This window comes from Pseudomonas sp. SWRI77, from assembly GCF_014269105.1.
In the GTDB taxonomy this organism is placed as follows: Bacteria; Pseudomonadota; Gammaproteobacteria; order Pseudomonadales; family Pseudomonadaceae; genus Aquipseudomonas; species Aquipseudomonas capeferrum.
This window is the reverse complement of sequence record NZ_JABWRV010000033.1, coordinates 1-24,643: the sequence shown is the minus strand read 5'-3', so window position 1 is coordinate 24,643 and position 24,643 is coordinate 1. Positions and strand designations below refer to the sequence as shown.

25 protein-coding genes and 1 pseudogene are annotated in these 24,643 nt (G+C 64.5%); 12 read left to right on the top strand and 14 right to left on the bottom strand.

What is annotated here, in order from left to right:
* Positions 1–27 precede the first annotated feature (27 nt).
* The gene (locus HU766_RS23840) at positions 28–1,050 is read right to left on the bottom strand and encodes an AraC family transcriptional regulator (RefSeq protein ID WP_186661202.1); all 1,023 of its coding nucleotides are present in this window, start codon (positions 1,048–1,050) and stop codon (positions 28–30) included.
* 57 nt (positions 1,051–1,107) lie between these two features.
* Positions 1,108–1,971: a LysR substrate-binding domain-containing protein gene (locus HU766_RS23835; protein ID WP_033700317.1), complete on the bottom strand. Its 864-nt coding sequence runs from the start codon at positions 1,969–1,971 to the stop codon at positions 1,108–1,110.
* Positions 1,972–2,104: 133 nt separating this feature from the next.
* Between HU766_RS23835 and HU766_RS23830 the strand changes: the two genes are divergently transcribed.
* The 3 genes from HU766_RS23830 (at position 2,105) to panB (ending at position 5,038) form a co-directional block, all read left to right on the top strand.
* Positions 2,105–3,211, top strand: a complete 1,107-nt coding sequence (locus HU766_RS23830; protein WP_156310683.1) for a 2-aminoethylphosphonate--pyruvate transaminase — start codon at positions 2,105–2,107, stop codon at positions 3,209–3,211.
* A 34-nt stretch (positions 3,212–3,245) separates the two neighbouring features.
* Positions 3,246–4,073: a phosphonoacetaldehyde hydrolase gene (gene phnX, locus HU766_RS23825; RefSeq protein ID WP_033700321.1), complete on the top strand. Its 828-nt coding sequence runs from the start codon at positions 3,246–3,248 to the stop codon at positions 4,071–4,073.
* A 149-nt stretch (positions 4,074–4,222) separates the two neighbouring features.
* A complete protein-coding gene (gene panB / locus HU766_RS23820; protein WP_186661200.1) occupies positions 4,223–5,038 on the top strand; it encodes a 3-methyl-2-oxobutanoate hydroxymethyltransferase in 816 nt (271 codons plus the stop codon).
* Here the strand turns inward: panB and HU766_RS23815 are convergent.
* Both HU766_RS23815 and HU766_RS23810 read right to left on the bottom strand, forming a co-directional pair.
* Positions 5,026–6,435 (bottom strand): PLP-dependent aminotransferase family protein, encoded by a 1,410-nt coding sequence (locus HU766_RS23815; RefSeq protein ID WP_186661198.1) that lies wholly within the window; start codon positions 6,433–6,435, stop codon positions 5,026–5,028. The genes panB and HU766_RS23815 overlap by 13 nt on opposite strands.
* A gap of 79 nt (positions 6,436–6,514) precedes the next feature.
* Entirely contained in the window at positions 6,515–7,579 is a 1,065-nt protein-coding gene (locus HU766_RS23810; protein ID WP_186661196.1) for an AI-2E family transporter, read from the bottom strand.
* Between the two features lie 131 nt (positions 7,580–7,710).
* On the opposite strand from HU766_RS23810, the gene yegQ reads away from it, so the two are divergent.
* The 6 genes from yegQ (at position 7,711) to HU766_RS23780 (ending at position 13,631) form a co-directional block, all read left to right on the top strand.
* Entirely contained in the window at positions 7,711–9,045 is a 1,335-nt protein-coding gene (gene yegQ / locus HU766_RS23805) for a tRNA 5-hydroxyuridine modification protein YegQ (RefSeq protein WP_186661194.1), read from the top strand.
* 78 nt (positions 9,046–9,123) lie between these two features.
* Positions 9,124–10,815, top strand: a complete 1,692-nt coding sequence (locus HU766_RS23800) for a copper resistance system multicopper oxidase (protein ID WP_186661192.1) — start codon at positions 9,124–9,126, stop codon at positions 10,813–10,815.
* On the top strand, positions 10,808–11,677 hold the full coding sequence (locus HU766_RS23795; RefSeq protein WP_156310689.1) for a copper resistance protein B: 870 nt from the start codon (positions 10,808–10,810) through the stop codon (positions 11,675–11,677). The genes HU766_RS23800 and HU766_RS23795 overlap by 8 nt, the downstream gene beginning before the upstream one ends.
* Before the next feature lie 14 nt (positions 11,678–11,691).
* On the top strand, positions 11,692–12,120 hold the full coding sequence (locus HU766_RS23790; protein ID WP_186661190.1) for a DUF411 domain-containing protein: 429 nt from the start codon (positions 11,692–11,694) through the stop codon (positions 12,118–12,120).
* Complete coding sequence (locus HU766_RS23785; RefSeq protein WP_186661188.1) at positions 12,120–12,557, top strand: YqaA family protein; 438 nt, start codon at positions 12,120–12,122, stop codon at positions 12,555–12,557. The genes HU766_RS23790 and HU766_RS23785 overlap by 1 nt, the downstream gene beginning before the upstream one ends.
* Positions 12,558–12,632: 75 nt before the next feature.
* A complete protein-coding gene (locus tag HU766_RS23780; protein WP_186661186.1) occupies positions 12,633–13,631 on the top strand; it encodes an alpha/beta hydrolase in 999 nt (332 codons plus the stop codon).
* Between the two features lie 2 nt (positions 13,632–13,633).
* On the opposite strand, the gene zapE is transcribed toward HU766_RS23780, so the two are convergent.
* From zapE to HU766_RS23745, 7 genes and pseudogenes are all read right to left on the bottom strand, one after another.
* A complete protein-coding gene (zapE, locus tag HU766_RS23775; protein ID WP_186661184.1) occupies positions 13,634–14,743 on the bottom strand; it encodes a cell division protein ZapE in 1,110 nt (369 codons plus the stop codon).
* 48 nt (positions 14,744–14,791) lie between these two features.
* The gene (locus HU766_RS23770; RefSeq protein ID WP_186661183.1) at positions 14,792–15,940 is read right to left on the bottom strand and encodes a PQQ-dependent sugar dehydrogenase; all 1,149 of its coding nucleotides are present in this window, start codon (positions 15,938–15,940) and stop codon (positions 14,792–14,794) included.
* 22 nt (positions 15,941–15,962) lie between these two features.
* Entirely contained in the window at positions 15,963–16,280 is a 318-nt protein-coding gene (locus HU766_RS23765) for a hypothetical protein (RefSeq protein ID WP_186661182.1), read from the bottom strand.
* 131 nt (positions 16,281–16,411) lie between these two features.
* Entirely contained in the window at positions 16,412–17,491 is a 1,080-nt protein-coding gene (locus tag HU766_RS23760) for an extracellular solute-binding protein (protein ID WP_186661181.1), read from the bottom strand.
* Positions 17,492–17,555: 64 nt separating this feature from the next.
* Positions 17,556–19,991 (bottom strand): TonB-dependent receptor, encoded by a 2,436-nt coding sequence (locus HU766_RS23755; protein ID WP_186661180.1) that lies wholly within the window; start codon positions 19,989–19,991, stop codon positions 17,556–17,558.
* A 120-nt stretch (positions 19,992–20,111) separates the two neighbouring features.
* Positions 20,112–20,984, bottom strand: a complete 873-nt coding sequence (locus HU766_RS23750) for a FecR domain-containing protein (protein ID WP_238338677.1) — start codon at positions 20,982–20,984, stop codon at positions 20,112–20,114.
* A 7-nt stretch (positions 20,985–20,991) separates the two neighbouring features.
* Positions 20,992–21,495 (bottom strand): annotated as a pseudogene (locus HU766_RS23745) (RNA polymerase sigma factor); the annotation flags it as partial.
* Between the two features lie 136 nt (positions 21,496–21,631).
* On the opposite strand from HU766_RS23745, the gene HU766_RS23740 reads away from it, so the two are divergent.
* Complete coding sequence (locus HU766_RS23740; RefSeq protein WP_186661177.1) at positions 21,632–22,120, top strand: LEA type 2 family protein; 489 nt, start codon at positions 21,632–21,634, stop codon at positions 22,118–22,120.
* A 6-nt stretch (positions 22,121–22,126) separates the two neighbouring features.
* Here the strand turns inward: HU766_RS23740 and HU766_RS23735 are convergent, their stop codons facing one another.
* Entirely contained in the window at positions 22,127–22,390 is a 264-nt protein-coding gene (locus HU766_RS23735) for a hypothetical protein (protein ID WP_186661176.1), read from the bottom strand.
* A gap of 126 nt (positions 22,391–22,516) precedes the next feature.
* Here HU766_RS23735 and HU766_RS23730 point away from each other — a divergent pair, with 126 nt between their 5' ends.
* Entirely contained in the window at positions 22,517–22,837 is a 321-nt protein-coding gene (locus tag HU766_RS23730) for a DUF883 family protein (protein WP_033700349.1), read from the top strand.
* A 35-nt stretch (positions 22,838–22,872) separates the two neighbouring features.
* On the opposite strand, the gene miaE is transcribed toward HU766_RS23730, so the two are convergent.
* Positions 22,873–23,490, bottom strand: a complete 618-nt coding sequence (gene miaE, locus HU766_RS23725) for a tRNA isopentenyl-2-thiomethyl-A-37 hydroxylase MiaE (protein WP_047583899.1) — start codon at positions 23,488–23,490, stop codon at positions 22,873–22,875.
* Positions 23,491–23,644: 154 nt separating this feature from the next.
* On the opposite strand from miaE, the gene HU766_RS23720 reads away from it, so the two are divergent.
* On the top strand, positions 23,645–24,508 hold the full coding sequence (locus tag HU766_RS23720) for a universal stress protein (RefSeq protein WP_047583898.1): 864 nt from the start codon (positions 23,645–23,647) through the stop codon (positions 24,506–24,508).
* A 52-nt stretch (positions 24,509–24,560) separates the two neighbouring features.
* Here HU766_RS23720 and HU766_RS23715 read toward each other — a convergent pair.
* Positions 24,561–24,643: IS3 family transposase (locus HU766_RS23715; protein ID WP_186653653.1), on the bottom strand; the 83-nt coding region annotated here is incomplete at its 5' end.

The window sequence follows — 24,643 nt, the reverse complement described above, 5'->3', positions numbered from 1 at the left end:
CCGCGAGGCCTTGCCACGGCAGCGCCCTCAGCGCCCCGAATCGCGTGCCTGAATCAATGCCCGGTAGTGCCCCGGGTTACAGCCAAACCACTTGCGAAACGCTTTGTAGAACGAACTGCTGTCGGCAAACCCAAGGCGCTCGGCGATCTCACCCATGGCCGCCTCTTCCTCGCTCAACCAGGCGATCGCCAGCTCACGGCGTACGCTGTCTTTCAAGCCTTGGTAGTTCTGCCCCTCCTCGGCCAGGCGCCGGCGCAGGGTCGAGGGCGACAGGCACAACTGGCGCGCCAGGCTGTCACCGTCCGGCCAATGCTCCGGGGCCAGGCGCAGCAGGTTGGTGCGGATACGCCGCCCAAGGCTTGCGGGGTCACGGTATTTGACCAGGATGTTGCCCGGCGCTTCGGCAAGAAAGCGCTGCAATTCCTCCTCGCTGCGCCGTAGTGGCAGTTCGAGGCATTCGGCGGAGATGATCATGCGCGTGCGCGGGCGTTCGAACTGCAGGTTCTCCGAAAACATCACCCGATAGTCGTCACAGAACGGTGGCTCGGCGCAGCGCAGGTCGATGGCCAGAATCGGGATGCGCCGCCCGGCCAGCCAGCAGGCCACGCCATGCACGATCATCCAGAAGGTGAAATACGTGAAGGCGCGACGGGGTTCGTCCCGCGGCTCGTTGATGACGATCTCGGCCAGGCCTTCCTGGCGAACCAGGCTTGGCTGCAAGTCTTCGAGCATCAGCGACAGGAACGCCAACGCGGTTTCCAGCGCCGTGCCCAAGCTCGGCTGGCCCATGCTCGCCCGGCACATGAACGCCAGGCTGCCGCTGCGCAGGCCACGCGGGTCCATGGCGAAGAACTCGTCATTGCAGCGCCGCGCCAGCAAACGCCAGAGGCGGGCATAGGCGTCGGCACTGACCCGTGCAGCGGGCAGGTGCAAGTGCTCGACGGCAATGCCAGCCCGCGCCAGCAAGCCGCTATCGGGTTCACCCTTCGGGCAGGTCTGCAACAGCGCTTCGCGCACCAGTTGCATGGAGATAGTGTCTTTATCGCTCATCGACAGTCCTGTCGGTTCTGTGCCGGTCATGTTAGGGCGCCCAGTTGAAAACAGCCATCACAACCCTGCCGCCAGGCTCAGGAAGGCCTGGATCAGGCGCAGTTCGCGGCGGCGCTCCAGGCAGCCAATCATGTGCTGGTTGAGCAGGCCGTCGCCGGCCAGCGGCCGAGCCACCACCCTGGGGTCATGGGCCACTTCAGTGGACGACACAACGCCAATGCCCAGCTCCGAGGCCACCGCTTCGGTCACTGCCTCGCGGCTGTCCAGCTCCAACAGTACCCGCGGCTGCACGCCTGCCTTGGCGCAGGCCTTGTCAAAGGTACGCCGGGTGGTGGAACTCGGCTCACGCAGCACCATGATCTGCTGGTGCAGCTCGGCCAGCGGCAAGTCCCCCTCGCCACTGGCCCAGGCATGCCCCGCCGGCAGCAAGGCGCACAGGCGCGATTCACACAGGCTCTGCAAATGCAGGCCCTTGCGCGGTTCAATCTCGGTCAGCACGGCCACGTCGGCATGCTCGCTGAGCAACGCAGCCAGGGTTTCCTGGGCATTGCCCAGGCGCAGGTTGACAGTAATGCCCGGGTAGCGCTCGCGCAGCAGGGCAAGCATCGGCATGACCCGGTGCGGGCCGTCGGCGGCCACTTCCAGACGCCCGGTCAGCAATTGCCGGTTGGCCTCGAGCATGGCCTGGGCCTCCTCCGCCAGGCCGAACATGGCGCGGGTGATGGCTGCCAACCGCGTGCCCTCCTCGGTCAGCTCCACGCGCCGGGCGGTACGCCGCAACAAGGTGATCTGGTAGTGCTCTTCCAGCGCCTTGACGTGGCCGGTGACGGCCGGCTGGCTGATGAACAACCGCGCCGCAGCGCGGGTGAAACTACCTTCACGCGCCACCGCATCGAAGGCACGCAGCTGGAACAGGTTCATATCTATCGGCCCGACTTATGGCTGGCATAACAACAAACAATTTGATTGATAGCACAGTGAATTGCAACCTTGGCTCCGTAGTTTCAGCGCCAGATTTTCGGCTCACCACCCGCCGCTTGTGAGGAACCACGGAATGAGCAACGCCCCGATCCTGCTGACCCCCGGCCCCCTGACCACTTCAGCCCGTACCCGCCAAGCCATGCTGGTGGACTGGGGCTCCTGGGACCGCGACTTCAACCAACTCACGGCCAGCGTCTGCGAGCAATTGCTGGCGATCATCGACGGCAGCGCCAGCCACCACTGCGTGCCCCTGCAAGGCAGCGGCACCTTCGCCGTGGAAGCCGCCATCGGCACTCTGGTTCCGCGTGACGGCAAGGTGCTGGTGTTGATCAATGGGGCCTACGGCCAACGCCTTGCGAAGATCTGCAAGGTGCTGGGGCGCACCTACAGCACCTTCGAAACCGCCGAAGACCAGCCGACCACCGCCGCCGACGTCGACCGCCTGCTGGCTGCCGACCCGGGTGTCACCCACGTGGCGCTGATCCACTGCGAAACCAGCACCGGCATCCTCAACCCGCTGCCAGAGATCGCCCAGGTGATCAAACGCCACGGCAAGCGCCTGATCATCGATGCCATGAGCTCGTTCGGCGCCCTGCCGATCGATGCCCGCGCAGTCCCCTTCGAGGCACTGATCGCCGCCTCCGGCAAATGCCTGGAAGGCGTACCTGGCATGGGCTTCGTCTTCGCCGAAAAAACCGCACTGGCCGCAGCCGAAGGCAACGCCCACTCCCTGGCCATGGACCTGTACGACCAGCACACCTACATGGCCAAGACCGGCCAGTGGCGCTTCACCCCACCCACCCACGTGGTCGCGGCGCTGCACGAAGCACTGCAACAGTACAACGAGGAAGGCGGACTGCCCGCCCGCCACCAGCGCTACGCCGACAACTGCAAGACGCTGCTGGACGGCATGGCCGCCATCGGCCTGCGCAGTTTCCTGCCCGCCGACATCCAGGCGCCGATCATCGTCACCTTCCATGCCCCGAACGACGCCCGTTACCAGTTCAAGGACTTCTACGAGCGGGTCAAGGCCAAGGGCTTCATCCTCTACCCCGGCAAGCTGACCCAGGTCGAAACCTTCCGCGTCGGCTGCATCGGCGTGGTCGGGCCAGACGGCATGCAGGCCGCCGTAAATGCCGTGGCCGACGTACTGCGGGAAATGGAAGTACTGACCATCTGACCCTTTGCCCACCCGACTTCAGGAATTAGCGCACATGAACTACAGCAACCCAACACAGCTGCAAGCCGCCATCCTCGACTGGGCCGGCACCGTGGTCGATTTCGGCTCGTTCGCCCCGACGCAGATCTTCGTCGAAGCCTTCGCCGAGTTCGATGTCCAGGTCTCCATCGAAGAAGCCCGTGGCCCGATGGGCATGGGCAAGTGGGACCACATCCGCACCCTGTGCAACGTGCCAGACATCGCCGAGCGCTACCGCAAGGTGTTCGGCCGCACCCCGACCGACGATGACGTCACCGCCCTCTACAACCGCTTCATGCCGCTGCAGATCGAAAAAATCGCCGTGCACTCGGCGCTGATCCCCGGCGCGCTGGACACCCTCACCGGCCTGCGCCAGGGCGGCCTGAAGATCGGCTCGTGCTCGGGTTACCCGAAGGTGGTCATGGACAAGGTGGTGGCGCTGGCCGCGCAGAACGGCTACGTGGCCGACCATGTGGTGGCCACCGACGAAACCCCGAATGGCCGCCCATGGCCGGCCCAGGCCCTGGCCAACGTGATTGCCCTGGGCATCGATGACGTGGCGGCCTGTGTGAAGGTCGATGACACCGTGCCGGGTATCCTCGAAGGCCGTCGTGCGGGCATGTGGACCGTGGCCCTGGTGTGCTCCGGCAATGCCCTGGGCCTGACCTGGGAAGGCTACCAGGCGCTGAGTGCCGAGGCGCTGGAAAGCGAGCGCAAGCGCATTCATGCGCTGTTCGCCAGTTCCCGCCCGCACTACCTGATCGACACCATCAACGAGCTGCCCGAGGTGATTGCCGATATCAACCAGCGCCTGGCCAAGGGCGAGATGCCGCAGGCCTGCTGACCGTCGCGCTTGGCACCTGGGGTTGCCTTGCAGCCCCAGGTGCACATCTGGGTTGTTTTCCAGGGCCATTCTGTACATTGCGCCGTGACTGCGAAACTCAATAATCGGGCCACCTCTTTCCTGACGATTACACCGCAAAGGGAACACCGATGAGCACGCATACCCGCAACAGACGGCTGACGGTACCGCAGCTGGTGGCCATGAAAGGCCGGCAGAAAATCGTTTCGCTGACGGCCTACTCCAGCGCTATTGCCAAGGTCATCGACCCCCTGGTCGATTTCATTCTGGTGGGTGACTCCACCGCGATGGTCGGCTACGGCCGCCCGTCCACCCTGGGCATGCGCCTGGACGAAATCATTGGCCATACCCGGGCGGTCGTAGACAGCACGCGCCTGGCCTGCGTGATCGCCGACATGCCATTCGGCAGCTACCAGGAATCCCATGAGCAGGCGTTTCGCAACTGCGCCCAGGTACTCGCCAGCACCGGTTGCGACGCGGTAAAGCTGGAGGCCAACCAGGCCTTGGCAAGCACCGTGGCGTTTCTGGTCGCGCGCGGCATACCGGTCATGGCGCACATCGGCCTGATGCCGCAATTCATCAATGTGATGGGCGGCTACAAGGCCCAAGGCATGAGCCCCGACAGTGGCGCTGCACTGCGTGCCGATGCGCAGGCCAACCTTGAGGCTGGTGCCTTCAGCCTGGTGCTCGAAGGCGTGGCCGAACCCATTGCCCGCGCCATCACCGAGGCCACCGACAAACCGACCATCGGCATTGGCGCCTCACCCGCTTGCGATGGCCAGGTGCTGGTCACCGAAGACCTGCTGGGGCTGGGCGGCGAACACGTGCCACGCTTCGTCAAGCAGTATGCCGACGTCGGCCAGGTGATCCGCGAGGCCTGCGCCCGCTACGCTGACGAAGTGCGCGACGGCGCCTTCCCCGAAATGCATCACTGCTACGGGGTCTGAGCCTCGTCCTGAATCGCCTTGACCAGGCGTTGCAGCGCCTGGCCAATGTCCTTGTCCCAGTCCAGCGTGTAGCACAGCCGCAGGTGGCCCTGCCAAAGGCCACATTGGCTGAAGATTTCCCCAGGCGCGATGACGATGCGCTGGGCCAACAGCCGCTCGAAGACCCGGCGCATGTCCACTGGCCGGGTCGCCGCCAGCCACAGGCTCGCCCCACCCTGCGGCTCGACGATACGCAGGCAGCCTTGGCCGTGGGCCTCCAGCAACGCCTTCATGTGCAGCATGCGAGCGCGCAGCAAAGGCCGCAGGCGTTGCAGATGCTGCTCTACCCGACGCGAGGTGAACAACTTGGCGATCGCCTTCTGGCGAATCGGTGACAACCGAAAACCGCGCTCCAGAAACACGTGCTGCAAGCGCTCGGCATGGCGCTTGCACAGCAGATAGCCATAAGGCGCCTCGGCACCGATCACCTTGTCGAAGGCAGCGAACACCAACAGCCGGTCGGGGTCGGCGAAATCACGATAGCGCGGCGCCGCCTCGTGGAAACACAGTTCGCCATACCCGTCGTTCTCGAACAGCCACACCTCGCGCTCGGCCAGCCAGCGGCAGATCTGCAGTTTGTCCTCGGCCGGCATCAGGCCACCCTGAGGCGCATTGGTGGTTGACGACAGCACTGCCAGGCGTACCGGCGCGTTGCTCAGCAGTTGATGCAACTGCTGCAGGTCGAACCGACCGTCGTCGCCCAAGGGCACTTCGATGATGGTCATGCGCGCGGCCTGCAACTGCCTCAGTACCGCCCAGCTGCAGGGCGACTCGACCAGCGCCACCTCACCCTCGAGGTTCAGGGCACGCACCGCCAGCTCCAGCATGCTGCGCAGGTCGGCACCGATGAACACGTGCTCGGCTTGCCAGCAACGCTGCGCCGAGCGGGTATAAATGCCCGCCAGCACGCTGCGCAATTCAGGTTCACCGAACGGTTGATACAGCGGCACTTGGGCACGCGGGTATTGGCGCGCCAACTCCCGTTCGATCATCAGCAGCGGTGTATCCAGCGACAGCAGCATGGCCGGCGCATCACTGCCAAGGGCCAGCATGCCAGGCTGGCGTGCGCTGGCAAACACGGTGTCGAGCAAGCTCGAGGAGGGCTCCCTGCGCAACGGCGCGCTGCGGGTGAAGGTGAAGTAGCCCCGCTTGGGCCGCGCAATCACCCGCCCCTGGTCCTCAAGCAGCGCATAGGCGTACTTGGTGCTGGAGACCGAAACACTCAGCCGTTGGGCCAGATCACGCAGCGACGGCATGCGCTGCTCCACGTCGCAGGGCGCCGCCTCGATCCAGTCGAGCAGGTAGCGGTAGACCGCCTGGTAGGTGAAGCCGGGTTTGTCGCTGTGGCGGGTATCCATACTCGGGCATCGTAGGCAGATAACGGCTACAGGGTAAACGAAAGCCCCTGCCCAGCGTCCAGCATCAGCGGCGCAACCTTTATTCCGGCAACTGCACCTGCGGCTTGGTCGCGGCAAAAATCGCCCAGCTCGACACGAACAACGCCGCGATCAACGGCCCGATCACGAACCCGTTGAGCCCGAACACCGCCAGCCCGCCCAAGGTGGAAACCAGGATCAGGTAGTCTGGCATGCGCGTATCCTTGCCCACCAGAATCGGCCGCAGCACGTTGTCCACCAGGCCGATCACCAGCACGCCGAACGCGCTCAGGATCACCCCCGGCAAAATCGCCCCGGTCAGCAGGAAGTACGCCGCCACCGGCGCCCACACGATGCCCGCCCCCACCGCTGGCAACAGCGACAGAAACGCCATCAGTACCGCCCACACCAGCGCACTCGGAATATCCAGCACCCAGAAGATCAGACCGCCCAGCGCGCCCTGGGTAATGGCAACCAGCACGTTGCCCTTGACCGTCGCCCGCACCACACGGTTGAACTTCAACTGCAACCGGCGCTTCTGGTGCTCGGGCAGTGGCACCGCCAACCGCACTCGCCTGGCGACTTCCGGCCCCTCACGCAGAAAAAAGAACAGCAGGTACATCATGATGCCGAAGCTGATCAGAAACTCGAACGTGCCCTGGCCAAAGTTGAATGCCTGGCTGGCCAGCACCTGGCTACCCTGCGTGGCCCACTTGGTGATCTTGTCGCGCAGCCCATCCAAGTTACCCATGCCCATGCTGTCCAGGCTGTTTTGCGCGAAGGCCGGCAGCATGTCCTTGCCGCGCTCGACGTAGCCGGCGATATCCAGTTGCCCACTCTCGATGCGCTGGTACAGCGTGGCGCCCTCCTGCACCAGCAGGGCACTGGTGATGATGACCGGCAGCACCGCCACCAGCAGGCACACCATCAAGGTGGTGAACGCTGCCAGGTTGCGCCGCCGCCCAAAGCGGATCAGCAGGTTCCGCTGCAAGGGGGCAAACAGGATGCCCAGTATCACCGCCCAGAAGATCGCACCGTAGTACGGCAGCAGGATCCAGACGAAGGCAATGGTCACCAGCGTCAGGAGGACTGCCAGGGCTTTGTTCTGTAGAGCGGTTGGGTTCATGGCACTTCCTCGCGGGTTCTTGGACATTAGTGCCCGCCGCTGCCGCAAAAGTGCCGCTGCTCCGTTGATTCAGGTCAATACGCTGTGGCCGGCAGATGCTTAGCATCCGCACCTTTTGCCCCGGTGCGTCCATGAACCCTCCCGCCAAGCCCGAACTGCTGGCCCCCGCCGGCTCCCTCAAGAGCATGCGTTATGCCTTCGCCTATGGCGCCGACGCGGTCTATGCCGGCCAGCCGCGCTACAGCTTGCGGGTGCGCAACAACGAATTCGACCACGCCAACCTGGCGCTGGGCATCCAGGAAGCGCATGCCCTGGGCAAGCACTTCTACGTGGTGGTCAACATCGCCCCGCACAATGCCAAGCTCAAGACTTTCCTCAAGGACCTCGCACCGGTGATCGCGATGGCACCGGATGCGCTGATCATGTCCGACCCCGGCCTGATCATGCTGGTGCGCCAGCACTACCCAGAGATGCCAGTACACCTGTCGGTGCAGGCCAACACGGTCAACTGGGCCAGCGTGCAGTTCTGGCAACAGCAGGGGATACGCCGAGTGATTTTGTCGCGGGAGCTGTCGCTGGAGGAGATCGAAGAAATCCGCCAGCAGGTGCCGGGCATGGAGCTGGAGGTTTTCGTCCACGGCGCGCTGTGCATGGCCTATTCCGGCCGCTGCCTGCTGTCGGGCTACCTCAACAAGCGCGACGCCAACCAGGGCAGTTGCACCAATGCCTGCCGCTGGAAGTACCAAGCCACGCCCGCCGGCGAAGATGCCACGGGCGACATCGTGCGCCAGGTCGAGCCGACCCTGGGCCTCGGTGCGCCCACCGAGCACGTCTTCCTGCTGCACGAAAGCAACCGCCCAGACGACGCGATGCCGGCGTTCGAGGACGAGCACGGCACCTACATCATGAACGCCAAGGACCTGCGCGCCATCCAGCACGTCGGGCGCCTGGCCGGCATGGGCGTGCACTCGCTGAAGATCGAGGGCCGGACCAAGTCGCACTTTTACTGCGCCCGCGCGGTGCAGTCGTACCGCCAGGCGATCGATGACGCCGTGGCCGGCCGGCCTTTCGATCGCGCCCTGATGGACAACCTTGAATCCCTGGCCCAGCGCGGTTACACCGAAGGTTTTCTGCGCCGGCATGTGCACGACGAGTACCAGAACTACCAGCGTGGCAACTCACTGTCCGAACGCCAGCAGTTCGTCGGCGAACTGACCGGCGCGCGCGTGGACGGCCTGGCCGAGGTCAAGGTCAAGAACCGCTTCGCCGTGGGCGACCACCTGGAGCTGATGACACCGCGTGGCAACTACCATTTCGACCTGCACCGCCTGTGCGGCCGCCAGCAGCAAGCCCTCGAAGTGGCCCCAGGGGACGGCCATGTGGTGTACCTGCCGATCCCTGAACAGGTCTCCCTGGAGTACGGCCTGCTGATGCGCGACCTGCGCCACGAAGAAGCCGCCGCCTGACAACGCTGTAATGTGCAGCTCAGCTGGCTGACAGCCGGCACAGGCGAACATCGGGGCTCTCTCGCATGAGGCCTCGCCATGTTGCGCACCCCCTCCCGTCGTACCTTCGTCAAAGGCCTGGGCGCCGCCACCACACTGGCAGGCCTGGGCCTGTGGCGGCCGTTGGCCCAGGCAGCCGATGGCCGCGACCTGGCCGGGCAGCACTTCGAGCTGTCGGTCGGCCAGAGCGCCGTCAATATCACCGGCCGCCCGCGCACAGCCCTAACCGTCAATAACAGCCTGCCCGGCCCGGTGCTGCGCTGGCGCGAAGGTGATACGGTCAGCCTGCGCGTGCGCAACCACCTCGATCAGGCCACCTCGATCCACTGGCATGGCATCCTTCTGCCGGCCAACATGGACGGCGTCCCTGGCCTGAGCTTTGCCGGTATCGAGCCTGGGGGCAGCTACCTCTACCAGTTCACCCTGCGCCAAAGCGGCACCTATTGGTACCACAGCCATTCCGGGCTGCAGGAGCAGGCGGGGGTGTATGGGGCGATCGTCATCGAACCCCGCGAAGCCGAGGCGCACCGCTACCAGCGTGACCATGTGCTGCTGTTCAGCGACTGGTCGGACCAACCTCCCGAGCAGCTGCTGGCGACCCTGAAGAAGCAGTCCGACGCCTTCAACTACCACAAGCGCACGCTCGGTGACTTCATCGATGACGTGGCTGACAATGGCTGGGGCGCTACGGTCGCCGAACGCATGGGCTGGGCAAGCATGCGCATGAGCCCCACCGACCTTGCCGATATCAGCGCAGCCACCTACACCTACCTGCTCAATGGCCAGCCGCCGGACGGCAACTTCACCTGCCTGTTCCAACCGGGTGAAACCGTGCGCCTGCGGCTGATCAATGCCTCGGCCATGACCTATTTCGACTTTCGCATCCCCGGCCTGAAGCTGACGGTGATCGCCGCCGACGGCCTGCCGGTGACGCCGGTCAGCGTGGACGAACTGCGCATCGCCGTGGCCGAAACCTACGACGTGCTGGTAACCGTCGGCAACCTGCCCGCCTACACCCTGTACGCCCAGAGCATGGACCGCAGCGGCTACGCCCGCGGCACCCTGGCCCGCGCCAGCGGCTTGCAGGCACCGGTGCCGCAGCCCGACCCTCGGCCGGTGCTGAACATGGCCGACATGGGCCACGGCGCCATGGCCGGCATGGACCACAGCAATATGGCCGGCATGGACCATTCGGCCATGCCCGCCATGCAGCAGCACCCGGCCAGCGAAACCGACAACCCACTGGTGGACATGCAAACCATGGCCCCACAGCCCAACCTTGCCGACCCAGGCATCGGCCTGCGCGGTAATGGCAGGCGGGTGCTGACCTACGCCGACCTGCGCAGCCCCTACCCCGACCCCGACGGCCGCGAACCGTCACGCGACATCGAGCTGCACCTGACCGGCCACATGGAGCGCTTCGCCTGGTCGTTCGACGGGGTCAAGTTCAGCGATGCCGCACCGTTGCGCCTGACCTACGGCGAGCGCGTGCGCATCACCCTGGTCAACGACACCATGATGACCCACCCCATCCACCTGCACGGCATGTGGAGCGACCTGGAGGACGAGCACGGGCGCTTTCAGGTGCGCAAGCATACCGTCGACATCCCGCCCGGCAGCCGCCGCTCGTACCGAGTCACTGCCGACGCCCTGGGCCGCTGGGCCTACCACTGCCACCTGCTCTACCACATGGAGACCGGCATGTTCCGCGAGGTACGGGTCGATGAATGAGCCCAACAACCGCCGCATCATCACCGGCGTAGCCCTGCTGGCATTGCTCGCCAGTGAGCGCGTCCTGGCCGCCGGCATGCAGCACATGGACCACGGCGCCATGCCCATGGACCACCGCCAGATGAACCATGCCACGCCGCCTGCGCAGCAACCGCGCACGCCATTGCCGATGCTCAGCGACGCCGACCGCCACGCCGCCTTCGCGCCGCTGCCAGGGCACCAGGTGCATGACCGCGCGCTCAACTGGGCAGTGATCGTCGACCAGCTCGAATACCAGCATGTGGACAACGGCAGTGCCTTGAACTGGAACGCCAGCGCCTGGGTCGGCGGCGATATCGACCGGCTGTGGCTGCGCAGCGAAGGCGAGCGCGAGCAAGGCCAGACCCACAAGGCCGAACTGCAGGCGCTGTGGGGCCACGCCATCAGCCCCTGGTGGGAACTGGTCGGCGGCCTGCGCCAAGACTTCAAGCCCGCCAGCGGCCAGGCCTGGGCAGCCTTCGGCATCCAGGGCACACCGCTGTATGGCGTAGAGCTGGAGGCCACCGCCTATGCCGGCGAGCGGCAACAGACCGCGCTGCGCCTGGAAGCCGCTTACGCTATGCTGCTGACCAACCGCTGGATACTCGAACCCACCCTGGAAGCCAACTTCTTCGGCCGCAACGATGGCGGCCGTGAGCAAGGCACAGGGCTGGCTGACAGCGAGGTCGGCCTGCGCCTGCGCTACGAGATCAGCCGTGGCTTTGCGCCCTACCTCGGGGTCAGTTTCAATCGCCTGCACGGCAACCGCGCCGATCAGGCCCGCGAAGACGGCGAAGACACAGGCCAGACCCGCCTGGTGGCCGGTATCCGCCTGCGTTTCTAAAGGAGTGCTTCACCATGCTGCGCAAACACCTGCTCACCGTCGGCCTGCTGGCCATCACCGGCCTGGCCCAGGCCGCCGAAACCATCGATGTGTACCGCGACCCCAACTGCGGCTGCTGCAAGGCCTGGATCAGCCACCTGCGCGACAACGGCTTCACCGTCAATGACCACGTCGAACCCAATATGAGCGCGGTCAAGCAACGCCTGGGCGTAGCGCCGCGCCTGGCCTCGTGCCATACCGGGGTGATCGACGGCAAGTTCGTCGAAGGCCATGTACCGGCCGAACAGGTTCGCCTGCTGGCCAAGCGAAACGACCTCAAGGGCCTGGCCGTGCCGGGCATGCCCATGGGCTCGCCGGGCATGGAAATGGGTGACCACAAAGACGCCTACCAGGTCATCGGCGTGACCCAGGATGGCAAGGACACCGTGGTCGCCAACTACTGATGCTCAGCCTATGGGCGCTGTTTTTCAGCGCCTTCGGCGCCGCCACCCTGCTGCCGCTGCAATCGGAGGCGGTGCTGGTCGGCTTGCTGCTGCGCCAGCCCGATGCCTGGGTAACCTTGCTGCTGGTGGCTACCCTGGGCAATGTGCTCGGCTCGGTGGTCAACTGGCTACTGGGGCGGGCCATCGAACACTGGCGTGACAAGCGTTGGTTCCCGTTCAGCGCCGTCCAGCTGGAGCGTGCCCAGCAGCGCTACCAGCGGTGGGGGCAGTGGTCGCTGCTGCTGAGCTGGATGCCAGTGATCGGCGACCCGCTCACCCTGATCGCCGGGATCATGCGCGAGCCGTTCTGGCGCTTCATGCTGCTGGTAACCCTGGCCAAGGCCGGCCGTTACGCGGTGGTGGCCATGCTCACCCTGGGCTGGTTTCACGCCTGGTAACACCTTTGCCGCTTGCGGGGGTCAACTCACTGTTACAGTCGCCAATTCCTACATGGCCCTACACGGAGTGCCCCCATGCTGCGCGCAACCGCCCTGGCTCTGGCCTGCCTTGTCGGCGGCCCGGCCATCGCCGCCGAGTCGCCCACCTACGGTAAACAGCTCGAAGGGTTCAGCTACCCTCACCCGCTCAAGCATTTCGATTTCAAATCCCAGGGCCAACCCCTGCAGATGGGCTACATGGACGTGCCTGCCCAAGGTCAGGCCAACGGCCGCAGCGTGCTGCTGATGCATGGCAAGAACTTCTGCGCCGCCACCTGGGAAACCACCATCAATGCCCTGAGCAAGGCCGGCTACCGGGTCATCGCCCCGGACCAGGTCGGCTTCTGCACCTCCAGCAAACCCGCGTATTACCAATACAGCTTCCAGCAACTGGCAGACAACACCCATGCCCTGCTCGACCAGTTGGGTGTGAAGCAGGCCATTGTGCTGGGCCACTCCACAGGCGGCATGCTCGCCACCCGCTATGCACTGATGTACCCGCAGCAGGTCGAGCGCCTGGCGATGGTCAACCCGATCGGCCTTGAGGACTGGAAAGCCCTGGGCGTGCCGTATCGTACGGTGGACCAGTGGTATGCACGGGAGCTCAAGCTCGATGCCGCAGGGGTACGTGAGTATGAGCGCAAGACGTACTACGCCGGGCGCTGGAAGCCGGAGTACGAGCGCTGGGTGCAGATGCTGGTAGGCCTGAACCAAGGCCCGGGCCACGAAGCAGTGGCGTGGAACTCGGCGCTGATCTACGACATGATCTTCACCCAACCGGTGTACCACGAGTTCAAGGACCTGAAGATGCCGACCCTGCTGCTGATCGGCGATCAGGACACCACGGCCATTGGCAGCGATATCGCACCGCCAGAAGTCAAGGCACAGTTGGGCAAGTACCAGGTGCTGGGGCCGCAGGTGGCCAAGCTGATCCCCCAGGGTGAACTGGTGACATTCGAAGGCATGGGCCACGCGCCGCAGATCGAAGAGCCGGTGCGGTTCAACCGGACCCTGATCGAGTGGCTGGAGCGCTAAGCCTACGAGCCGAAGCGCTGCAGTTGCATCTCGCGCAAGCGGCTCAGGGTGCGTTGGTACGGGAACGCCAGGTACCCTTGCGTGTACAGCGCATCGAGCGGTACCTGCGCCTCTACATACAACGCCACACGGCGGTCGTAGCATTCGTCGACCAGCGCAATGAACCGGCGCACCGCATCGTCCTTGGGCGACAGCGCCGGCAGCTCACGGTCCCCTGCCGCGACCCGCGCCGCGCCATCTTCTGTACCCCGGGCGATGCGGCCGGCCCGTTGTTCACCACCCAACGCCGGTACCCCTTCCAGCAGAATCGAGGGGAAGCGGTCACACAACGCCATGAACTCGGTGGCCGCCAAGGGTTGCTCGCAGAGGTCGCCAAAGCGGCACCAGATGGCCTGCTCGCTGCGCCGGATGACCGTGATCTGCCTTGAGCCTATGGCCAATGGCTGGTCGCTGCCCGGGTCTGCCGGGCTGAGTTGGCGAAACACCTCGGCGAGCACCCCTCGCTCACCGGGTTCGACCACCCAGTAACGCTGGTGCTGCGCGCCCGGGTGCAAGCGATGGTCCTGCTCACCGGCCACCGACAGCACCCGCATGTGCCGCTCGATGGCCGCAATTGCCGGCACGAAGCGGTCACGGTTGAAGCCGTCGCGGTAGAGCTGGTCTGGTGGCTGGTTGGAGGTGGCGACGATCACCACGCCCTGATCGAACAGTACCTGGAACAGCCGCCCGAGGATGATCGCATCGCCGATGTCGTTGACGAACAACTCGTCGAAACACAGCACACGTATCTGCCTGGCCAATTCACGGGCCAGGGCCAGCAGCGGGTCAGCGGTGCCGTTGAGCTGGAACAGGCGCTGGTGCACCCAGGCCATGAAATGGTGAAAGTGCTGGCGTCGGCTGGGCAGCTGCAGGCAGCGGTGAAACTGGTCCATCAGCCAGGTCTTGCCACGGCCGACCGGGCCCCAGAGGTAGATGCCCTGGGTCGGGCGACCGTGTGCCACTGCCTCGAAACAGGCCTGCAGCGCGTTGACCGCATCGGCCTGTGCAGGGTCGTGGACATAGCCGTGGTCGGCCAGGGCTTGTTGGTAGAGGGTCTGCGGGTCTGAGGTCATGCGGCATTATCAGTACCGCCCCCCTCGCCGGCAAGCCGGCCCTGCCCCTCAGCCTTCGTTGAGGCCCACTTTCAACAATTGGCCGTCCTTGTCGTCGGTCAGTACATACAAGTAGCCATCCGGCCCTACCCGCACATCACGGATACGTGCCTTGAGGTCCCCCAGCAAGCGCTCCTCGTGCACGACCTTGTCGCCCTTGAGCTGGAGACGAATCAGCTCCTGGCTGGCCAGCGCACCAATGAACAGATTATGGTCCCAGCCCTTGAATGTCGGGCTGTCGTAGAACGCCATGCCGCTGATGCCAGGGGACTTCTCCCAGACATGGTGCGGGTCGACCATGCCCTGTACATGCTTGCCCTTGGCCTCCGGGATCGGCAGCAGCGAGTAGTTGATGCCGTGGGTAGCAATCGGCCAACCGTAGTTTTTGCCGGGCTGCGGAATATTGATTTCGTCACCGCCACGCGGGCCGTGCTCATGGGTCCAGAGCGTGTCTGTCCAAGGGTTGAGCGCCGCCCCCTGCTGGTTACGGTGGCCGAACGACCAGATCTCGGGCCGCACGTTGTCCTGGCCGACGAAGGGGTTGTCCTTGGGCACTTCGCCGTCGGGCAGAATGCGCACGATCTTGCCTTGCAGCTTGTCGAGGTCCTGGGCGGTCGGCCGTTGGTTGTTCTCGCCCAAGGCGATGAACAGATAACCCTCACGGTCGAACACCAGCCGCGAGCCGAAGTGGTTGCCCACCGACAGTTTGGGCTGCTGGCGGAAGATCACGGTGAAGTTCTCCAGCCGCGCGCGGTCTTCAGACAACTGGCCCCGGCCAACCGCCGTACCGGCCTTGCCGTCATCGCCCGCTTCGGCATAGGACAGGTAAACGGTACGGTCCTTGCCGAATGCCGGCGACAACACCACATCCAGCAAGCCGCCCTGGCCCTCGGCCCAGACCTTGGGCACACCGCTGATGGGCGGGCCGACCTTGCCTTCGGCGTTCACCAGCCGCAAGTTGCCGGGGCGTTCGGTGACCAGCATGTCTTTGCCACCGGGCAGGAAGGCCAGTGCCCAAGGGTTGCGCAGGCCGTCGGCCACGGTATTGACGGTCAACTGCCCTTGCTCGCTGGGGAACTGCTGTTCGGAGGCCGCTTGCGCCAGCAAAGGCAGCAGCGCGGCAGCGGTCACGGTGGTCAGCCAGGTAGCTCTGGTCATGCAGGGTTCCTTGCAACGGGGCTCACGGCGCGCGTGGGTTATCGCGCGGTGGCCGGGTGGGTTCCAGACTGGGGGTCTGCTGTTGACGACGCAGGTTGTCGCCGTTGCCAATGCCGCGGTTGTCCAGTGACGGCGTGCGCTGATAGGGGTCGGTCGAAGGGCCGCGCACCGGCGGTGTGGCAGGCATGCTGCCTTGCCGACTGTTAGGGTTGGCACGCTGGATCGGGCTGTTGTACGGGTTGTTGTTGCTGGCAGCGAGCTGCAAGGGCGCAACCGGCGCGGCGCGCGCGGGCATACACAACGCCAGGCCGATGGCCAGGATTGGCAGGGTCAGGTTCATGCTTCACCTCCTGTACGAAAATGCCGCGCCTTGTGCGTTTGATAGCCTAAGGCGCGAGGGGTTCGCGGCAAAAGTGTGAATGCAGCTGGAGATAATTCCTGATGTTTCAGTATGGACCCGCACGGGCGGGTTTACTGGCCGCTGCGAAAGGCCATCCACAGGCGGTTGCGTTGGCGCAGGTCGGAAAGCGCCATGCTGCGGTCGGCATACAGCCGCTTACGTACCTGGGTAGGCGGGTAGATGTCCGGGTCGTTGCGCACGGCTTCGTCCACCAAGGGCGTGGCTGCGCGATTGGCATTGGCGAAGAACAGCGTGTTGGTCAGTGCCGCAACCGACTCCGGCTTGAGCATGAAGGCGATGAACGCCCGAGCCGCTTCAGGGTGCGGCGCATCCTTGGGGATGACCAGGTTGTCTTGCCAGACCACGGTGCCTTCCTGGGGGATGCGGTAGATCAGCTCGAAGGGCTTGCCCGCACGGCGGGCCTGGTCAGCGGCCATCGCCGCATCGCCGTTGTAGGTCAGTGCCAGGCATACACTGCCGTTGGCCAGGTCGCTGATCTGCCGGCCGTTGGCGACATAGCGGATCGAAGGCTGCAGCTGGTTCAGCAGTTTCTGCGCCGCTGCAAGGTCGGTTTTGTCCTGGCTGTAGGGGTCCTTGCCCAGGTAGTTCAAGGTCAGGCCGATCACTTCCTGCGGCGAGTCGGGCATGGCGATGCCGCAGTCCTTCAGGCGGGTGGCGTACTCGGGCTTGAACAACAGGTCGAGGCTGTCCAGCGGCACATCGCCCAGGCGCTGGCGTACGGCCTCGACGTTCACCCCCAGGCCCAAAGTGCCCCAGGTGTAGGGCACCGCATAGCGGTTGCCGGGGTCGGCCTCGGCCAGCTTGGCCAGCAGGTCCTGGTCGAGGTTGGCATAACCCGGCATGGCCTGGGCTTCGAGCGGCTGCAGGGCATTGGCCTTGAGGGCACGGGCCAGCACGGTGGATGACGGCACCACCACATCGTAGCCGCTGCCCCCGGTCAGCAGCTTGGTCTCCAGCACCTCGGTGGTGTCGAAGGTGTCGTAGCGCACCTTGTAGCCGGTTTCGCGCTCGAAGCGCTGGAGGGTTTGCGGGGCGACATAGTCGGCCCAGCTGTAGAGGTTGACGACCTTTTCCTGGGCCTGCAGCGGCAGGGCCAGGCACACGGACAACAGGCACAGCGATCGACGCATGACGGACACCTCGGCAAAGGGGGCTGCCCGTCACTGTAGCCCAAGGGTTTTCAGGCTGCGCCAATCAGTAGGCCATGCTCCAGGTCAGGGTGTAGGTGCGCCCACGCCCTTGGTAGTCATACAGGTACGCTGGCCCATAGGTCGGTGCATAGAACAACGTCGCACGCTGCCCCCAGACCGTGCTGTACTGCTTGTCCAGCAAGTTCTGGATGCCTGCACTGAAGGTGCCGAAGCCAGTGTCCTGGCTGCCCAGCAGGTCGAAGGTGGTGTAGCCGTCGATTTCGTGATCGGCATCGTCCTTGAGGCTGAATGCGTGGTTGGCCTGCAGCCGCGCACTGCGGCCATCGCCCTTCCAGCCGACGAACGCGGTGGACTTGGACAGCGACGCATAGCGGGCATCGCGCTTGTTCCAGCCACCGTTGGCGGCCTCTTCTTCGGAACGGGTCAGGTGCAAGGTACCACCGGCCTCCCAACCGCTCTGGAAGTGACGGGTCAACGCACCTTCGAAACCAAAGTCGCGGCTTTTCTGCTCTTCGACGTTGATGGTCAGCGTTTGCGAGTCGACGTTGATGATCTTGTCCGACCAGATGTAGTACAGCGCCGCCTGGGCGTCCCAGTCCAGGTCGGCAAAGCGCCAGCCGAGTTCGACCTGGCGGCTCTTGATACCGGCCAGCGGGTTGTCGGCGACGCTCAGGCCTGGCTTGCCGTAGTACTTGGCCGGGTCTGGCAGGTCGAAACCTTCACCGTAGTTGGTCCACAGCTGATGGCCATTCTTGAAATCGTAAATGGCGCCGACGTTGTACAGGCTGACCTGATAATCGTTGCTGCCGCCGGGTACGCCTTTGAAATCGCTGACATCCACGTCCATCTGCTGGCGCCGCGCGCCACCGGACAAGGTCAGGTTGTCGGTGGCATGCCAGTCGAGCTGGGCGTACACCGACACACCGTCAACCCGGTAACTGGGGTAACGCGCGGCCTTGCTGGCCTTGTCCATTTCCAGGCCACCGCTTTCGGATGACGTCAGGGCATCGAAGGTGGTCTGTTCGGCGTTGAAGCGCTCGCGGTCCAGGTCGACGCCGTAGGTCAGCTTGAGCGCATCCCATTGTTTGGCGAACAGGCCTTTGAGGCTGGTGACTTCGAAGTTCTGTTGTGATGCGGCGAAGTACACCCCGCGCGACCCGGTGGGGGTGGCGCGGTTGTAGTACGGAAACGGGTAGAAGTTGTCGTCTTCCTTGCGGTACGAGGCCTGCAGGTAGAAGTCCTGGCCCAGCACATCGGTGTGATGGTAGTTGGCGTTGAGCAACAGGCGCCGGGTGCGTGGCTCTAGGTCGGAGGAATAGCCGCTGCGCAGTTCGGCGTCTTCCAGGTCCGAGGGGGCGTTGTGGTTGAGGTTGGGGAAGTAGATACCCGTGCTGCCGTGGTTGCCCGAGTCGTAGTACTGGGCCAGCAGGTCCAGGCTCTGCTCGTCGGTCAGGGTCAGGCCCAAGGTGCCGAGCACGTCGATTGTGCGGTTGTACTGCAGGTCGGTCTGGGTATTGTCGATGAATATCTGGTCGCCAGCGCCGTCGTAAAAGGCTTCATTCTGCTCGCCGGAGATGCCCAGGCGGGCGCTGACCCGCTCGTTGCCGCCGCTGATCGACTGGGCGATGCGGGTGGCCAGGTCGTCACTGTTGTTGAAACCGCTGCTGGCACCTAATTGGGTCTCGAAGCGTGCCGGGCCGGGCTCGCCCTTCTTGGTCACGATGTTGATGATGCCGCCGGTGGCGCCACCCCCGTAGAGGGCACTGGCACCCGACAGCACTTCGACACGCTCGACGTTGAACGGCGAAATACTGTCGAACTGGCGCGACAGGCCGCGCGAGCTGTTCTGGCTGACCCCGTCGATCATCACCAGCACATTGCGCCCACGCATGTTCTGGCCGTAGTTGGTGCGCCCCTCTGGGGCCAGGTCCAGGCCCGGCACCAGCTTGCCGATGGCTTCCTTCAGGCTCACACCGCTGTCGATCTGCTCGCGCAGTTGCTGCTGGTCGACCACCCAGACGGTGCCGGGGATTTCACTGATGGCGGTGCTCGTGCGCGAGGCGACGCTGACTTCGATGGGCTTCAAGTTGACAGCCTGCGGCGCAGTGTCCGCCTTGCGCAGCGTGACGGTGCGGGCATCGCTGAACTGCCAGCCCATGCCGCTGCCGGCCAGCAACTGCTGCAACGCCTGCTCGATGCTGTAGCTGCCCTGCAAGGCCTGGCTATTCAGGCCCGACACATCACCGGTGGTGTACAGCAAGTGCAAACCGGCCTGGTCGGCGAACGCCGTCAGGGCCTGGTCCAGTGGCTGGGCCGGCACGTCCAACTGCACCTGGCGGGCTTCGACCTGGGCCGCTTGCGCAGCGGTCGAGGCCAACGCCTGCAGCGGGCCAGCCAGCATGGCCAGGGCACTGCAAGACAGCAAGGCGTGATGGAGAGAACCGCTGCGGCGGTGCAAGGGCTTGAGCGTAAGGGCCACGAATGAGCTTCCAGACAAGTCGTAAATGAGAATGGGTTGCTGAGCAGTCCCACTACGACGATCTGGCCTGGATGAACTTGCAGCGGCAGATGAAAAATATTTCGATTATTTTTTGCAGGCTCAGTGCACCACGGCCAACCAGGGCAGGTAGGTGACCTTCAGGCCATAACGCTGCTCCAAGGTACGCAGCAGTGCCTGGGGCTCATCGAGGTCGAACACCCCGCTCACTTCCAGGGCAGCCAGCGTGGTATCGGACAGCAAAATGCGCCCCTGCTGGTAACGCTCAAGCTCTGCCAGCACCTGCCCCAGCGGCTTGCCGTTGAAAATCAGCTTGCCGCGCTGCCAGGCGGTCTGTGCGCTGGCATCGGGCGACACCGGCACCCTGCGCTCACCCACCGTGGCCTCGCCCTGGGCCAGCACCACGCGGCCATCGCGGCGCACGCTGAACGTCGCCGCCGTGCCCCGCACCGCCTCGCCTGCGGTATCGACCACAAAGGGCCGTGCGTCGTTGGCCGTTTCGAACAAGGCCTCGCCAGCATTGAGTACCACTCGGCGCTCACGGTCGGTAAATGCCACCGTCAAGGCACTGCCGCTGTTCAGCAGAACCCGCGAGCCATCGGCCAGGGTAATAGCCTGCCGCTGCCCCAGCCCGGTGTGGTAGTCCGCCAGCCAGATTGGGGCCTGCTGCCAGCCGGTAAAGCCTGCGGCCATCACCACCACCGAGGCCGCCAAGCCGGCCGCCCAGTGCCGTCGGCGCCGAACGGGTGGTGGCGCGACAACCTGGGCGGTCGGGGTGTGGCCAATGTCTTGCCACAGCGCTTGCGCCTCGCGCGCCGCCTCGGCATGCGCCGGGCTCAATGCGCACCACCGCTGATAGCGGGCGTGGTCCGCCGCCGTGGCATTGCCCGCGTGCAACAGCACCTGCCAATCGATAGCATCGTCGCTGAGGTCGCTGAGCGGTTGGGCTGCAGGCATGGCGTAAGGCTCAGTCATGGTTGTGTTTGAGCCAGTCACGGCAATGGCGCAGTGCCTGGCCGATGTATTTTGCCACCATGCTTTCGGAAACGCCCAGCCGTTGTGCAATCTGTGCCTGGGTCAGGCCTTCGATGCGGTTGAGCAACAGCGCCTGGCGGGCGTTGCTGGGCAGCTGCAACAGCGCCTCGTCGAGTATCTGCAGGCGCTCGCGGGCAAGCAACGCCGCCTCGGGCGCCGGCGCCGGGCAGGCCACCTCCCCTGTGCCATCGCTGTCATCGTGACGGGCAGCGTTGCGTTGCTCACGGCGCAAGGCATCGATCGCCAGGTTGCCCGCGACCCGAAAGATGAAACTGCGCGCATGCAGCACCGGGACCGCTTGCTGGTCGATCTTCACCAGCTTCAGGTACGTCTCCTGCGCGACGTCGGCGGCGCGCTGGCGATCGCTCATGCGCCGGGTCAGGAACTGCAGGAGGTCGTCGTAGTGCTCCTGGAAACTCGCCAGCAGACCAGACACGGGAGACGTCAGCATGAGGTAGGAGAAAGGCCAGTAAGAGGAATTGTCGGGCGTTAATGAGAAACAGTATCTTTCATTGTGCACGCCACTTTCAACGTCAGAGAGCATTTGCCACACTGACGCTTGAATTCTTCTGGCAAGGTTGCAACCCATGACTGCCCATTTGCACCGCTGTGCCCGCGGCTGCCTGGTACTGCTGTTGGCGTTCGGCCTCAGCGCCTGTGCGTTGTTCCAGGCGCGCGACCCGCTCAACATCAGCGTGATTGGCATCGAGCCGCTGCCCGGCCAGGAGCTGGAACTGCGCATGGCGGTGAAAATACGCGTACAGAACCCTAACGAAACCCCGATCGACTACAACGGCATCGCGCTCGACCTGCAGGTCAACGGCCAGCCGCTGGCCGCCGGTGTGAGTGACCAGCAGGGGCATATAGGCCGTTTCGACGAGGCAGTGATCGTAGTGCCGGTCAGCGTCACCGCGTTTTCCTTCCTGCGCCAGGCCTATGGCCTGGGCCAGCGCAATTCGCTGCAAGGGCTACCCTATGTACTGCGCGGCAAACTGGCAGGCGGGTGGCTGGGCACCGTCCGCTTCACCGACGAAGGCACGCTGGATTTGCCGACGGCTGCGGGCGCTGGCAGGTAGACAGCCTCAGCGGCTGTTGTTGGCGGCGGCCATCATCTTGTTGACCTCACTGCGCACCATGCTGGCGTATTCGGGCGGCGACATGCCTTCAAGCTCGGCACGCACCCACTCGGCCCATTTACCCTTGCGCCGTGGCTTTTCGGAAATCAGCCGGGCCGCTTCGCCCTTGGCCTTGCCCAGGTTGCTCTGCCACATTTCGAACAACCGCGCCTTCTCTGCCTCGATCTGCGCCCGTTCCTCGAAGCTCTTGTTGGCCAGATTGAAACTCATGAAGGTACCTGCCTGTTGAAAATGGCCGCTATCTTACACCGTAGCGATGCGTCACCGGAAAGCCGGCGCAACTTTCCCGACGCGCCGGCATCCATTGTTCACCCCCCCATTGACGAGGATGAGTTCATGGCCCGAAAAAACGCCGCACAAGCCGCCAGCGATCAGATCAAGGATCAGGTCTTCAGCGAACTGCAGGCATTGATCGAAGAATCCGAAAAGCTGCTCAACGACAGCGCAGCCCTGGTTGGCGAGGAGGCAGAAACCCTGCGCGCCCAAGTCAGCCTGAAACTGCGCCAGGCCCGCCAGGCGGCGAGCAATGTGCGTGACAAGGCCCAGCCGGTGGTGGATGCCACCCAGGACTACATCGGCGGCCACCCCTGGCAGACCGTTGCCGTGTCCGCAGGCTTCGGCCTGGTGGTCGGCCTGTTGCTGGGCCGCCGTTACTAAGCAGCGCTAACGGCCGCAGCGCCGCCTGACCGGTTTCAGGCGGCCTGCGCCAGCGGGATACCGCTATGGAAGCGCAGCTCCTGGTCCGGTGACTGGATCAGTTCGGCCTCGGCCTCACGTACCAGCTCCACCCGGCGGGCGATGTCCGCTGCCTCACCATACTGATGGGCCAGCTTCAGGTAGCCCTGGTAATGGCGCGCTTCACTTTTCAGCAAGCCGTGGTAGAAGGTACCCAGCTCTTCATCCAGGTGCGGCACCAGTGCGGCAAAGCGCTCGCAACTGCGTGCTTCGATGAAAGCCCCAACCACCAGGGTATCCACCAGTTTGACCGGTTCATGGGCACGCACCAGGCGGCGCAGGCCCGAGGCATAACGCCCGGCCGACACCGGGCGCAAAGGCACACCCCGACGCTTCATCAGGCGCAACACCTGCTCATGGTGCACCAGCTCCTCGCGGGCCAGGCGCGACATCATGTTGATCAGGTCCAGGTGCGTGTTGTACTTGGCGATCAGGCTCAAGGCGGTGCTGGCGGCCTTGAACTCGCAGTTCTTGTGGTCGATCAGCAGGGTTTCCTGGTCGGCAAGCGCCGCTTCGATCCAGGCATCTGGGGTCGGGCAGCCAAGAAAGGCGTCGATTTCGGGGATCAAGGACATAAACGTGCAACCAGACAGAACAGGCAGGGCCGGCGATTATACCGGCGGCAAGCGGCAGCGCCAGTGACTATGCTTGATGTACATCAAGCGGCGGCGGGTGGGGCGCCGACTATAGTCAGGCATTGGCCGCCATCTTTGAACGGAGCTCAAGCCCATGCAAGCCGTCCGCAGCATCCTCGTCGTCCTCGACCCCGCGCATGCCCATAGCCGGGCCTTGACCCGCGCCAAGCTAATCGCAGGGGTGACCGGCGCGCGCCTGCACCTGTTGATGTGTGACAAGAAGCAGGACCACAGCGCGCTGCTCAGCCTGCTGTGCAGCCAGTTGCACGATGACGGGTATGACAACGTGACCTTTGAGCAGGCCTGGCACGACACCCTTCACGAGTCGATCATCGCGGTGCAGCAAGCTGAAGGCTGCGAGCTGGTCATCAAGGAGCACCGGCCGGACAACCCCCTGAAAAAAGCACTGCTGACGCCCAGCGACTGGAAGCTGCTGCGCCTGTGCCCCAGCCCGGTGCTGATGGTGAAAACCGAGCGGCCATGGACGGGCGGGGTAATTCTGGCGGCCGTGGATGTCGGCAATCAGGATGAGGATCACCGCCGGTTGCACGCAAGCATCATCGACCATGGCTATGCCATTGCCGGCCTGGCTAAAGGGCAGTTGCACGTCATCAGTGCACACCCCTCCCCCATGCTGTCGGCTGCGGACCCGGTCTACCAGCTCAGCGAGACCATTGCAGAGCGCTACCGCGAAGCCTGCCGCGCGTTTCAGGCCGAGTTCGACATCAGCGATGAACGCCTGCATGTCGCCGAAGGCCCGGCCGATGTGCTGATACCCCATACCGAGAAGAGGTTCGGCGCCGTGGTCACGGTGATCGGCACGGTGGCCCGCACGGGGATTTCCGGTGCCTTGATCGGCAATACGTCGGAGGTGGTGCTCGACTCGCTCGAAGGGGATGTGCTGGTGCTCAAGAGCGAAGAAGCGATTGCCCACCTGACAGAACTGGCCCGCGGGTAGGCCAGCACAGCATCAACATGCTTTTGGACTGCCCCCAAAAAGTTGGACAGTTCTATGCTGCCGCCTGGGTCCTGTACTCGACAGGGCTCAGGCCATTGAGCCTCAGCTTGATGCGGTCATGGTTGTAGTAGTGGA